At 69.6% G+C, this 12,655-nt stretch carries 11 protein-coding genes; 8 read left to right on the top strand and 3 right to left on the bottom strand.

The window, feature by feature from the left end:
- Positions 1-1,271, top strand: a 1,271-nt coding sequence (locus A5705_RS28260) for a hypothetical protein (protein ID WP_068280159.1), incomplete at its 5' end; no start/stop codon positions are given.
- On the opposite strand, the gene A5705_RS22515 is transcribed toward A5705_RS28260, so the two are convergent.
- Positions 1,268-1,876: a TetR/AcrR family transcriptional regulator gene (locus A5705_RS22515; RefSeq protein ID WP_067881274.1), complete on the bottom strand. Its 609-nt coding sequence runs from the start codon at positions 1,874-1,876 to the stop codon at positions 1,268-1,270. The two genes, A5705_RS28260 and A5705_RS22515, sit on opposite strands and share 4 nt — an antisense overlap.
- A 60-nt stretch (positions 1,877-1,936) precedes the next feature.
- Between A5705_RS22515 and mshB the strand changes: the two genes are divergently transcribed.
- A complete protein-coding gene (gene mshB / locus A5705_RS22510; protein WP_067881271.1) occupies positions 1,937-2,842 on the top strand; it encodes an N-acetyl-1-D-myo-inositol-2-amino-2-deoxy-alpha-D-glucopyranoside deacetylase in 906 nt (301 codons plus the stop codon).
- A gap of 92 nt (positions 2,843-2,934) precedes the next feature.
- Complete coding sequence (locus tag A5705_RS22505; RefSeq protein WP_067881267.1) at positions 2,935-3,396, top strand: hypothetical protein; 462 nt, start codon at positions 2,935-2,937, stop codon at positions 3,394-3,396.
- A 9-nt stretch (positions 3,397-3,405) separates the two neighbouring features.
- On the opposite strand, the gene A5705_RS29065 is transcribed toward A5705_RS22505, so the two are convergent.
- The gene (locus A5705_RS29065; RefSeq protein WP_068280155.1) at positions 3,406-4,485 is read right to left on the bottom strand and encodes a PE family protein; all 1,080 of its coding nucleotides are present in this window, start codon (positions 4,483-4,485) and stop codon (positions 3,406-3,408) included.
- A gap of 223 nt (positions 4,486-4,708) precedes the next feature.
- Between A5705_RS29065 and A5705_RS22495 the strand changes: the two genes are divergently transcribed.
- Both A5705_RS22495 and A5705_RS22490 read left to right on the top strand, forming a co-directional pair.
- Positions 4,709-7,294: a bifunctional FO biosynthesis protein CofGH gene (locus A5705_RS22495; RefSeq protein WP_156763207.1), complete on the top strand. Its 2,586-nt coding sequence runs from the start codon at positions 4,709-4,711 to the stop codon at positions 7,292-7,294.
- Between the two features lie 29 nt (positions 7,295-7,323).
- Positions 7,324-8,088, top strand: a complete 765-nt coding sequence (locus A5705_RS22490; RefSeq protein ID WP_067881259.1) for a maleylpyruvate isomerase N-terminal domain-containing protein — start codon at positions 7,324-7,326, stop codon at positions 8,086-8,088.
- A 6-nt stretch (positions 8,089-8,094) separates the two neighbouring features.
- Here the strand turns inward: A5705_RS22490 and A5705_RS22485 are convergent, their stop codons facing one another.
- Positions 8,095-8,427 (bottom strand): hemophore-related protein, encoded by a 333-nt coding sequence (locus A5705_RS22485; RefSeq protein ID WP_067881329.1) that lies wholly within the window; start codon positions 8,425-8,427, stop codon positions 8,095-8,097.
- A 414-nt stretch (positions 8,428-8,841) separates the two neighbouring features.
- On the opposite strand from A5705_RS22485, the gene fdxA reads away from it, so the two are divergent.
- Genes fdxA through A5705_RS22470 form a run of 3 tightly spaced genes read left to right on the top strand, consistent with a single transcriptional unit; the run spans position 8,842 to position 12,651 of the window.
- On the top strand, positions 8,842-9,168 hold the full coding sequence (gene fdxA, locus A5705_RS22480) for a ferredoxin (RefSeq protein WP_067881257.1): 327 nt from the start codon (positions 8,842-8,844) through the stop codon (positions 9,166-9,168).
- Positions 9,169-9,209: 41 nt separating this feature from the next.
- Positions 9,210-10,301 carry a succinyldiaminopimelate transaminase gene (gene dapC, locus A5705_RS22475; protein ID WP_156763206.1) on the top strand — a complete coding sequence of 364 codons (1,092 nt, stop codon included), beginning with the start codon at positions 9,210-9,212 and terminating at the stop codon, positions 10,299-10,301.
- A 4-nt stretch (positions 10,302-10,305) separates the two neighbouring features.
- Complete coding sequence (locus tag A5705_RS22470; protein WP_067881252.1) at positions 10,306-12,651, top strand: APC family permease; 2,346 nt, start codon at positions 10,306-10,308, stop codon at positions 12,649-12,651.
- Positions 12,652-12,655 lie beyond the last annotated feature (4 nt).

The following is a 12,655-nucleotide window of genomic DNA, read 5'->3' as shown; positions in this document are numbered from 1 at the left end:
GCGCCGGGCTGCCGGGGCTGAGTGGCGCGCTCAACGCCGCCCTGTCGGGCGGCCTCGGTGGCAGCCTGTCGGGGCTCGGCACCGCCTTGTCCGGTGCCCTGCAAACGGGGGGATCGCTGATCGGCAACCTGAGCGCGGGCCTGCCGGCGCTGATGGGCGGCATCACCCTGCCGGCCAACCTGAACGCCGCGCTCGCGGCGCTGGGCGGTGTCTTCGGCTTCAGTCCCAGCCTGGGCGCCAGCATCACCGCCGGCCTGTCGGGCCTCGGTGCCCAGCTCAACCTGGCGTTGAGCGGCGGGCTCAGCCTCGGGCTGGCCGGGCTGCCCACCTTGTTCGCCAACTTGGCGGCGCCGTGGCAGGTGCTGTTGACGGCGCCGAACGTGCCCGCGTTCCTCGCCCAGCTGCAGTCGATGGAGCTCGGCTTCAACACGGCCCTGATCACCAACGAGCTCGGCCTCAACGCGGCCCTGGTCGCCCAGGAGACGGCGCTGGAGACGGCCGTCTTCGGCGGCACCGGCGCGTTCGGTGGCATGTTCGACAGCTTCTTCAACTTCTGGAACACGGTGCTGGGCACCGGCGAGGTGACCTTCGACAGCCTGTTGGGCGCGCAGCTGCCCACCGCCGGCGCCATCCTTGCCAGCCTCGCCGTCGGCAGCCCGGCCAACCTGATCGCCGGCGGCACCCTCGGCGGGTTCCTGGGCGCCCTGGACACCAAATTCCTGTGGGACCTCGACCTCATCAGCGGGATCGCGACCTCGCTGACCGGCAATGGTTCCCTGCAGGCCGCGTTGACTGCGGGGATCAACGCGGCAGGCTTGCAGGCGTCGCTGAACGCGGCGCTCAACGGGTCGCTGTTCGCCGGGCTTCCGACAACGGGGTTGGGAGTGGCGTTGGTGGCGGCGCCGACCGCCGGGCTGCAGGGCCTGGCGTCGGGCCAGGTCAACTTCCTGGACAACCTGCTGACCGCCGAGACCGGGTTCAACACCAACCTGGTGAACAGCGAAATCGCTTGGGAGACAGGCACGTTCGGGACAAATTCGGCGCTGAACGGCACGCTGAACCGTGTCTTCAACGTCGGCAACCTGATCCTGGGCACCGGCGAGCAGACCGTGAACAGCTTCTTGGGCGGTGTTCAGCTGCCGGCCGTCGGCACGCTGCTGACCGGAACCTCGGCGCAGGTCTTCAACGGCGGCAACATCGGCGGCCTGGAGGGCATCTTCGACCAGAGCCTGGCCGCGGGCGCCGACCTGGCCGGCCTGTTCGTGGCCTAGTTCTTCTCGGCCCCCGCCCGCGGCGGGATCACGGTGTCGACGATGACGGCCAGATCCCGCCGGCTCGGCGGTTCGCCGGTGAGCATGAACTGGTGGTTGATCAGCGCCGGCCCGACGCGAGCGGTCAGTGGTGTGACGGTGGCCGGGTCGAGGTCGCCGTCGTCGACGGCGGCCTGCAGGATCGATTCGACGATCTTGAGGCGCGGGCACACCACGGCGTCGGCGAAGATGGCGCGCATCTCCGGTTCGTGCAGCAGTTGGTGCATGACGTCCAGGCTGGGAAAGCTGGTCTTGCCCGCCAGCATGTCGCGGTGGGAGGTGAACATCGTCAACAGGTTCTCCCTGGCCGACCGGCCGGTGCGCAGCTCCGGCAGTGGCGGCAGGGCGTACACCAGCGCGGCGTGCACCAGGTCGTGCTTGCTGCACCAGCGCCGGTACAACGCGGCCTTGCCGGTGTGGGCGCGCGCGGCGATCCCTTCCATCGTCAGCCCGCCGTATCCGACTTCGGCCAGCTCCGCCAACGTGGCCTCGAACAGCGCACGTTCGAGCACTTCGCCTCGTCGGCGGCTCCGGGTGCTACTCCGGTCCTGGGTTAGCTGGGGCATTTCTCGATAGTAGCCGTCCGCGTTCCTATCCGCTGCTCGCCTCCGGGGTAGGGTGCGTCCATGCCCGAGAGCCCGCGGCTGCTGTTCGTCCATGCGCACCCCGACGACGAGAGCCTCAGCAACGGCGCCACCATCGCGCACTACACCGCTCGCGGCGCGCAGGTGCGCGTCGTCACCTGCACCCTCGGCGAGGAGGGCGAGGTCATCGGCGATCCGTGGGCCGGGCTGGCCGCCGATCGCGCGGACCAACTCGGCGGCTACCGCATCGGCGAGCTCACCGCCGCGCTGCGCGCGCTGGGCGTCAACGGGCCCCACTACCTCGGCGGCGCGGGACGGTGGCGCGACTCCGGCATGCAGGGCACCCCAAAACGCGGGCGCGACAGGTTCATTGACGCCGACGAGCGGGAGGCCGTCGGCGCGCTGGTCGCCGTCATCCGCGAGCAGCGCCCGCACGTCGTCGTGACCTACGACCCCAACGGCGGCTACGGCCACCCCGACCACATCCACGCCCACACCGTCACGACGGCGGCCGTCGCCGCGGCAGGCTCCAGCGACGACTATCCCGGGGAGCCGTGGCCGGTGCCGAAGTTCTACTGGACGGTGTTGGCGGAGAGCGCATTCCACGCCGGTTGGCGGGCGCTGGATCGCGAAGACCTGCTGCCCGGCTGGGCGATCCCGCCCCACGAGGAGTTCGACTTCGGCTACGCCGACTCCGCCATCGACGCCGTCGTCGCGGCGGCGCCCGAGGCGCTCGCCGCCAAGACGGCCGCGCTCGCCTCCCACGCCACGCAGGTCGTCGTCGGCCCCACCGGGCGGGCCTGCGCCTTGTCGAACAACATGGCGTTGCCCATCCTCGCCGAGGAGCACTACGTCCTGGTGGGCGGGGCCGCGGGGGAGCGCGACGGGCGCGGCTGGGAAACGGATCTGCTTGCGGGACTGGGTTTCGCCACCGCCACAACGCGGTAGGCTGCCAAACAGGCAGCCACGGAAGGAATTCGCATGGACCCCGACCTGGACCCTAACCAGCAGCACTGGCAGGACCGCCTCGACAGCCTGCAGTGGGTCATCGGCTCGATCCTTTCCAATATCGACAGCGTCCCGACCTGACCGAAACCAAGCCACGCGTCGCGTCCGCTGAGAACGGCGGCGCGACGGACCCCGCGATTCGTTTCGTTGTCCTGGCGCTGCTGGCCGTCGACGGGATCCTCTCGGCAGTCGCCGGCGCGCTGCTGCTGCCCTCGTATATCGGCTCCGTCCCGTTTCCCATCAGTGCGGTGCTGAGCGGACTGCTCAACGCGGCGCTGGTCTGGGCCGCCGGCCAGTGGACCAGCTCCGCGCGGGTGGCCGCACTGCCGCTGTGGACGTGGCTTCTCGCGGTGGCCGTCATGAGCATGGGCGGTCCCGCCGACGACGTCATCCTGGGCGGCCGGGGGCTGATGGCCTACGGGGCCCTGCTGCTGATCGTGCTCGGGGTCGCGCCGCCGGTGTGGGTGCTGTGGCGGCGCAGTCGGCGCCGCTGACCGGCCGGGTTACGGGAAGAACGGCGGCAGCGGCGGGAGCGGCGGCAGGAAGCTCAAGAACCAGTTGATCTCGGTTTGGATGAAGTAGTTGATCGACGCCGTGGTGGCCGTCAGGAAGTTGTTCAGCCCCTGGGCGAAGGTGATGGTGCCGCCCAACCAGTCGAGGATGTTGAACAGGCCGCTCTGCACCATGGGTTCGAAGAGGTTGTAGAAGAACATGATCTGCGGCGCCACTATCCAGCCGATCCACGGCAGCCAGCCCGCCGCGTACGAGGCCAGCTCGAAGCCGTACTGCACGTAGGGCTCGATCAGCAGGTAGGCGGTCTCGATCGACTCGGCGATGGGAGCGAACGCGTTCGCCGCCGACACCGCCGCGGCGTTGGTGACGGCTGCCGGCGCCAGCAGCGCGCTGGCTGCGGTCAAGACCCTGATCCCCCCGGTGGGCCCCAGCAGCAGCGCGGCGGCCTGGCCGACGCTGCCGAACAGCCCGGCGCCCTCGAGGAAATTGGCCGAGCCCGCCACGAAGCTTTCGACCTCACTCGCCGCACCGGACACGGCGCCGAGGGCCGCACCGGACACCGCGCTGGCGGCCGCACCGGCCTGGCTGACGATCGCTTGGGCGCCGCCGCCGAGCAACCCGCTGCCCGCGCTGAGGACGCCCGCGGAGCCCGCCACGACGCTCTCGACGTGGCTGACCGCACCGGACACGGCTCCGCCGGCCGCAGCGGCCGCACTGGCCACACCGCCGCCGCCGCCGGCGAGCAGCGTCGCCGCGGGGGCGTTCACCGCACCGGCGAGGTTCTGGGCGGCGCCGGCCTCGGCCGCCGCGTACGCGCTCGCACCGGCGCTCAAGGTCTGGACGAACTGCTCGTGGAACTCGGCGATTTGTGCGCTGATCTGCTGATACCCCAGCCCGTGCTGGGACAGGAACGCGGCGACCTGCGCCGACACCTCGTCGGCGGCCGCCGCCGCCACCGCGCTCGTCGGGGCCGCGGCCGCCGTGTTGGCGGTGCTCAGGGTCGATCCGATGCCGGACAGGTCCGAAGCCGCCGCGGCCAGCGCCTCCGGGTCCGAGAACAGGAACGACATCTCACACCTCCCTGAGATAGGACGGATGGTAACGCGGTCGCGGCTGGTTAGCGGCCAAGTCCGCCAAACACACAGCAAAGGGGACCCGCCGGGGCCGGGATGTCGATCGAGGGCCGGCGGCGGCCTGGGGCTACTGTTGCACATATGGCACCGTCGCCCAGCGGTTCGCAGGCTGGGCCGGACGGATGAAATTCGATCGTGGGGAAGTTACACCAACGTGCCGCTGACACCGGAGCCCCCGGGCCAGGATCCCGTCGCTTTACCCAGCCCTGTCATTCCGCCGCCCAAGGCCGATGCGTCGGCGTTGCGGCGGGTGCTGCGGCGGGCCCGGGACGGGGTCGCGTTGAACCTCGACGAGGCGGCCGTCGCGATGACGGCGCGCGGCGAGGACCTCGCCGACCTGTGCGCGAGCGCGGCACGGGTGCGCGATGCGGGCCTGGAGTCGGCGGGGCGCCGCGGGCCGGCCGGCCGGTTGCCGATCAGCTATTCGCGCAAGGTGTTCATCCCGGTCACCCACCTGTGCCGCGACACCTGCCGCTACTGCACCTTCGTCACCGTCCCGGGCAAGCTGCGCGCCCGGGGCGCCGGCATGTACCTGGAGCCCGACGAGATTCTCGACGTCGCGCGCCGCGGGGCCGAACTGGGTTGCAAGGAGGCGCTGTTCACCCTCGGCGACCGGCCCGAGGACCGCTGGCCGGAAGCGCGGGACTGGCTGGACGAACGCGGCTACGACTCCACCCTGTCGTACGTCCGGGCGATGGCGATCCGCGTGCTGGAGGAGACCGGGCTGCTGCCGCATCTCAACCCCGGCGTGATGACCTGGTCGGAGATGTCGCGGCTCAAGCCGGTGGCGCCGTCGATGGGCATGATGCTCGAGACGACGTCGCGGCGGTTGTTCGAGACGAAAGGGCTTGCGCACTATGGCAGCCCGGACAAGGACCCGGCGGTTCGGTTGCGCGCGCTGACCGACGCCGGGCGGCTGTCCATCCCGTTCACCACCGGGCTGCTCGTCGGCATCGGCGAGACGCTGGCCGAACGCGCCGACACCTTGCTGGCGATCCGCAAGTCGCACAAGGAGTTCGGGCACGTCCAGGAAGTGATCGTGCAGAACTTCCGGGCCAAGCAACACACCGCGATGGCCGGCTTCCCCGACGCCGGGATCGAGGACTACTTGGCGACGGTGGCGGTCGCGCGGCTGGTGCTCGGCCCGGGCATGCGCATCCAGGCACCGCCCAACCTGGTGTCGCGCGAGGAGTGCCTGGCGTTGATCGGCGCCGGCGTCGACGACTGGGGCGGCGTCTCACCGCTGACCCCCGACCACGTCAACCCCGAACGGCCGTGGCCCGCCCTCGACGAGCTGGCCAAGATCACCGCGGAGGCCGGATACGACCTGGTGCAGCGGTTGACCGCGCAGCCCAAATACGTGCAGGCGGGCGCGGCGTGGATCGACCCACGGGTGTCCGGACACGTTGCGGCGCTGGCCGATCCGCAGACCGGCCTGGCCCGCGACGTCAACCCGGTGGGCATGCCCTGGCAGGAGCCCGACGACATCGAATCCGCCGGGCGGGTCGACCTGCACGCGGCGATCGACACCCAGGGCCGCAACACCGCGGCCCGCAGCGACCTACAGAGCGCGTTCGGCGACTGGGAGTCGATCCGTGCGCGCGTGTACGAGCTGGCGGCCCAGGGCGCCAAAGCGCCAGAACGCCTGGACACCGACGTGCTCGCCGCGCTGCGGTCGGCCGAGCGCGATCCCGCGCGCTGCACCGACGACGAGTACCTGGCGTTGGCGACGGCCGACGGCCCCGCGCTGGATGCCGTTGCCGCGCTGGCGGATTCGTTGCGGCGCGACGCCGTCGGCGACGACGTCACCTTCGTGGTGAACCGCAATATCAACTTCACCAACATCTGCTACACCGGCTGCCGGTTCTGCGCGTTCGCGCAGCGCAAGGGTGACGCCGACGCGTATTCGCTGTCGACCGAGGAGGTGGCCGACCGCGCCTGGGAGGCGCACGTCGAGGGCGCCACCGAGGTGTGCATGCAGGGCGGGATCGATCCCGAGCTGCCGGTCACCGGGTACGCCGAACTGGTCCGGGCGGTCAAGGCCCGCGTGCCGTCGATGCACGTGCACGCGTTCTCCCCGATGGAGATCGCCAACGGCGTGACCAAGAGCGGGTTGAGCGTTCGCGAATGGCTGATCAGCCTGCGTGAGGCCGGCCTGGACACCATCCCCGGCACCGCGGCCGAGATCCTCGACGACGAGGTGCGCTGGGTGCTCACCAAGGGCAAGCTGCCCACGTCGATGTGGATCGAGATCGTGACCACCGCACACGAGGTGGGCCTGCGGTCGTCGTCGACGATGATGTACGGGCATGTCGACAGCCCGCGGCACTGGGTGGGCCACCTCAACGTGCTGCGCGACATCCAGGACCGCACCGGCGGCTTCACCGAGTTCGTGCCGTTGCCATTCGTGCACCAGAGCTCGCCGCTGTACCTGGCCGGCGCGGCGCGCCCAGGACCCACCCACCGCGACAACCGGGCGGTGCACGCGCTGGCACGGATCATGTTGCACGGGCGCATCTCCCACATCCAGACGAGTTGGGTCAAGCTCGGCGTCGACCGCACGCGGGTGATGCTCAACGGCGGCGCCAACGACCTGGGCGGCACGCTGATGGAGGAGACCATCTCGCGGATGGCCGGTTCCGAACACGGGTCCGCGAAGACCGCGGCGGAGCTGTCCGCGATCGCCGAGGGCATCGGTCGCCCCGCGCGCCAGCGCACCACGACTTACGCGCCGCTGGCGGCGTAACTGTCACCGCCCCCGGGTATACCGGGGCCGTGAAGCGACACATAGAACACGATCGATTCCCGGAGTGGCGACCGTTCCTGGACGCGGTGCAGCAGCGCCGGCCCGACGCGGGCACCTGGTGCGAGGCTTGGACGGTCCGCGACGTCGTCATCCACCAAGCCGGCAACGCCGAGGAGCTGGCCAGGGTGCTGCGGGCGCATCTGGAGGGAAACCCCGTCGGCACCCGCGGCTTCGAGGAGCGGGAGGCGCCGTTGCGTGCCCTGGGCGACGCCGACCTGTTCGACGCGCTGCACGAGCGGATGGCCACCCTCAACGAGGTCGCGGCGGCGGCCGACGGCGTCCCTGCGGACACGGACGTCGCGTGGACCGGTCGGACCATGAAGGTGCCGTGGTTCGCCGAGCACATGCGCGAAGAACTCGTCCTGCACGGTTGGGACATCACCGGGGATGACCCGCCGGCCCAGGCCCGGCTCGCCGAGCCGTGGATGACCACGCACAGCGTCACGGCGGTCGGGCGTCCGTTGCTTGCGAAGGGCGCCAAGGGATTACGGGCGGGTGAGCGGATAGCGGCCCGGCTGCGCGCGCCGGGCAGCGACGACGTCGTCGTCAGCGCCGACACCGACCACACCTACATCGGCATGGCCGGGCCCGAAGGCCCGGCCACGCTGGAAACCGATGCGGCCGCGCGGGTGCTATTGCTCTGGGGTCGTCGACCCGGGAACCCGTCCCGAATCTGCAGCGCCGCCGGGCCCGAAGCGCTGGGCCGGCTGCGCCGCCTGCTCAGCGGTTACTGAACTCGCTCAGTAGTTGTTGCAGCTACCGGCCACCGACAACACGTCGTTGAAGTACGGCGCGGCTTGCGGCATGGCCTGGATCTGCTGGGCCATCTGCATGCGCTTCGGCGGCGGCGACGCAAGGAACTGGCGCAGGTAGCTTTGCGCGATCGGCGATGCGTTCATCTGCGCGGCAGCTCCCGGGTCGGTCGCGTTGAGCGCGGCCATGACCTGCCCGTAGTTGCAGGTTGTGTTGATGACCGGATCCAGGGGATCGGCGGATGCGATCCCGGAGCCGGCCGTCAACGCGAACGCCACGCCGCCGGCGGCAGCGGCCAATTTGGTCAACGACAGCTTCACCATTTGTGGATACCTTCCCCATTCAATGCACCGTCGGAAAACGGCGACGACACTGCCCAACGGTTGCCGTCTGCGGTCGAGGTTACCAGGCCCCGCGAGCTTTCATCCTCGCATCCGTTATCGCACAGAAAGCTCTAATCGTAACTATCCGCAGGTCAGCGGCTTGCACGGCATGTTCGCCGTGAGTGAACGCAGACCCTCAGCGGGGCCGGCGGGGGTGACGGCGCGCGTGATGCGCACTTTGCGTCCACCGCCGGACGGGGCGCCGGCGCCGACTTGCATGCCCGGTGGTTGACGTGTATGTGCAACGTCTAGTATCAGTAACCGAAAGCTTTCGCCGAAGCGGCCGAAGCGCCGCGGCGAACCGAACAGCAGCCCACACGCAGTACATGGACACAGCTTGAGGAGACGTCTGTGACGTACACGATCGCCGAACCCTGCGTCGACATCAAAGACAAGGCATGCATCGAGGAATGCCCGGTCGACTGCATCTACGAGGGCACCCGGATGCTGTACATCCATCCCGACGAATGCGTGGACTGCGGGGCATGCGAGCCGGTCTGCCCCGTCGAAGCGATCTACTACGAAGACGACGTGCCCGAACAGTGGGGCCAGTACACGCAGATCAACGCCGACTTCTTCGTCGAGCTCGGGTCGCCGGGCGGTGCGGCGAAGGTCGGCATGACCGACAACGACCCGCAGGTGGTCAAGGACCTGCCGCCGCAGGGCGAAGGCGACTGAGCGGGCCGGTGCTGCACAGGCCCGACCGGGTCCGGCCGGCACTGTCGGCGTCCCTGCCGGAGTTTCCCTGGGACACGCTGGCCGACGCGAAGGCGCTGGCCGCGGCCCACCCGGACGGAATCGTCGACCTGTCCGTCGGCACCCCGGTCGACCCGGTCGCCCCCCTGATCCGCGAGGCGCTGGCCGGTGCGAGTTCGGCGCCGGGATACCCGGCGACCGCCGGCACCGCCCGGCTGCGCGAATCGGCGGCCGGTGCGCTGGCGCGCCGCTTCGGAATCACCGGCCTGGCCGAGGCAGCCGTGCTGCCGGTGATCGGAAGCAAGGAACTCATCGCTTGGCTGCCCACGCTCCTGGGCCTGGGCCCCGCCGACGTGGTGGTGGTGCCGGAGCTGGCCTACCCGACGTATGAGGTCGGGGCTCGCCTGGCCGGGGCGGAGGTGCTGCGCGCGGACTCGCTGACGCAGGTGGGCCCGCGATCGCCGGCGCTGTTCTACCTGAACTCGCCGAGCAACCCGACCGGACGGGTCTTGGGCGTCGACCACCTACGCAAGGTCGTCGGGTGGGCACGCGAGCGGGGCGTCATCGTGGCCTCCGACGAGTGCTACCTGGGCCTGGGCTGGGATGACCAACCGCTCTCGGTGCTGCACCCCACGGTGTGCGACGGCGACCACACCGGGCTGCTGGCGATCCACTCGCTGTCGAAGAGCTCGTCGCTGGCCGGTTACCGGGCGGGCTTCGTCGCCGGGGACCCGGCGCTGGTCGCCGAGCTGCTGGCGGTCCGCAAGCACGCCGGCATGATCGTTCCGACGCCGGTCCAGGCCGCGATGGTGGCCGCCCTCGACGACGACGCCCACGAGATGCTGCAGCGCGGCCGATACGAGAGCCGGCGGGCGGCCCTGCTGCCGGCGCTGCGCGCGGCCGGCTTCACCGTCGACCACTCCGAGGCCGGCCTGTATTTGTGGGCCACGCGCGGCGAACCGTGTCGTGACAGCGTCACGTGGCTGGCCGGTCGCGGCGTCCTGGTGGCGCCCGGCGATTTCTACGGCCCGCGCGGCGCCCGGCACGTGCGGGTCGCGCTGACCGCCACCGACGAACGAATCGCCGCCGCGGTGCACCGACTCTCTTACGCTTAGCGCCGTGACCAATTCGGCGGGCTCGACGGGCAAGCTGCACATTCCGACCACGGTGGGCGACATCGCCAAGCGGGTTTTCCTGGGCAAGCCGCTGATCACCGAGGAACTGACGAGCGAGAAGCTCTCGAATCCGGTTGCGCTCGGCGCGCTTTCCCCGGACGCCATCTCGTCGACCGCGTACGGCCCCGAGCAGATCCTGATCGAACTGCTGCCGCACGCGGGGTTGGCCGCGTTCGTCCTGTTACTTCCGGTCACCGGCGTCATCCTGCTGATCCTGACGTTCGTCGCAGCGTCGTACCGGCAGGTCGTCATGGCCTACACCCGGGCCGGCGGTTCGTACATCGTCGCGCGGGAGAATTTCGGGCCGCGGGTGGCGCAGGTCGCCGCCGCGGCGCTGTTGATCGACTACGTGGTGACCGTGGCGGTGCAGGCGGCCGCGGGGACGGTCGCGGTGGCGTCGGCCATACCGGCATTGGGTCGCTACGACCTGTACATCACGGTCGGCGTTGTGCTTCTGATCTGTTACCTGAATCTGCGCGGTTTGCGCGAAGCCGGCTGGCCGTTCGCGGCCGCAACGTACTTCTTCGTCGTCATGATCGGCCTGACGATCGTTGTCGGCGTCGTTCGCGAAATATTCTGGAACTTACCCGTATACGATCCCCACCAGCTGAGCGGCACGGTGCCGGTGCAGCAGGGTAGCGGCCTGGTGATGGGCGCAACGATACTGACCTTGCTGCGTGCTTTCGCCAACGGCGGCTCGTCACTGACGGGGGTTGAAGCGATCTCGAACACGGTCGACGTGTTCCGAAAGCCGCAGGGCGTGAACGCGCGACGAGTGCTCACCGCGATGGCCTGCATTCTTGGATTCTTGCTGGCGGGCGTCGCTTATCTGGCCTACGTCACCCACGCGACGCCGTACCTCACCGAATATCCGTCGGTGTTGTCACAGGTCGGTCGTGCGGTCTTCGGCAACGGGGCGATCGGAAACGTCTTCTTCATCCTCGTGCAGACTTCGACCGCCGCCATCTTGTATGTCGGCGCGAACACCAGCTTCAACGGGTTCCCCGCGCTGGCCAGCTTTGTCGCCGAGGATCGCTTCCTGCCCCGCCAGCTGACGAAACGTGGCTACCGCCTGGTGTTTTCGAACGGGATCATCACGCTCACGGCGCTGTCGGTGGCGCTGTTGCTGGCGACCGGTGGTTCGGTCAACGCCCTGATCCCGGTTTTTGCGATCGGCGTGTTCACCGGGTTCTCGATGGCCGGTTACGGGATGACCAAACACCACCTCACCCACCGGGAACCCGGCTGGCGGCGCCGGCTGGCGATCAACCTGTCCGCGGCGATCCTGTCGACGATCGTGGTGGGCATCTTCGCGGTGGCGAAGTTCACCGAGGGCGCGTGGCTGGTGGTCGTCGTGTTCCCGGTGCTGGTCTTCCTGCTCATCCGGCTCAACCACGAATACCGTGCGGAGGCGGCCATTCTGGAGATGTTCCGCACCGACCGGCCCGAGCTGGTGAAGTACGCCAGGCATCGAGTGTTCGTGTTCGTGAACTCGGTCGACCTCTCGACCATCGAGGCGTTGCGGTACGGCAAGGGGTTGCGCGCCGACGAGCTCATCGCCGTGCACTTCATGGTCGATGCGGCCCATGCCTCGCAGTTGCGAAAGCGTTGGGATCACTACGAACTCGATACCCGGTTACGGGTCGTGGACTGTCCGGACCGGCAGATCAACCGCTCTGCTCAGGTGCTGGTCGCCACGGCGCTGCGTGAGCATCCCGACACCAATGTGACGGTGCTGTTGCCGCGCCGAACGTATTCGCCGCTGCTGGGGCGGCTGCTGCACGACCGCACCGCGGACAAGATCGCCCGCGCGGTCAGCCTGATGCCGGACGCGGCGGCGACGATCGTCCCGTACGACGTGGAGTCGCGGATCAAGGAGGCGTATCCCGACGAGTTCGAGCACCGCATCGCGCGGTGGCTGGACCGGGTCGGGGCCTGGGTTTTCAGGGACGAGGAGCGGGAGGTCGAGGCCTACGAGCACCCCGAACGGGGGTCGGTGATCACCGTGGCCGGGCTCATCCCGGGGCAGCGCGCCACCTTCGAGGGACGGGTCAGCCAGATCGAGGACATCACCAAGGGCCGCCGCACTTTTCGCTGGATCGTCGTCGGCGACGACAGCGGCGAAGTCAACGTCACGTTCCGCCCGGGCCGCGGGGGCGCCGACATCCAGCCCGGGCAGCTGCTGCGCATCACCGGGAAGGCCCGCCAGTCCGGTAATCGCCCCATGTCGATGGTCGATCCGGCGTATCACGTGATCGAGGACCCCGCGAAGGCCGAGGAACAGGCGTGAAGCG

This window comes from Mycobacterium sp. E787 (genome assembly GCF_001668725.1).
In the GTDB taxonomy this organism is placed as follows: domain Bacteria; phylum Actinomycetota; class Actinomycetes; order Mycobacteriales; family Mycobacteriaceae; genus Mycobacterium.
The sequence above is the reverse complement of the archived record's forward strand: the minus strand, read 5'-3'. Positions and strand labels throughout refer to the sequence as shown.

What these genes read in the sequence shown, in the direction of transcription:
- A5705_RS22515 (WP_067881274.1), bottom strand. Translation starts at nt 1,876, where the DNA reads ATGCCCCAGCTAACCCAGGACCGGAGTAGCACCCGGAGCCGCCGACGA.
- mshB (WP_067881271.1), top strand. Translation starts at nt 1,937, where the DNA reads ATGCCCGAGAGCCCGCGGCTGCTGTTCGTCCATGCGCACCCCGACGAC.
- A5705_RS29065 (WP_068280155.1), bottom strand. Translation starts at nt 4,485, where the DNA reads ATGTCGTTCCTGTTCTCGGACCCGGAGGCGCTGGCCGCGGCGGCTTCG.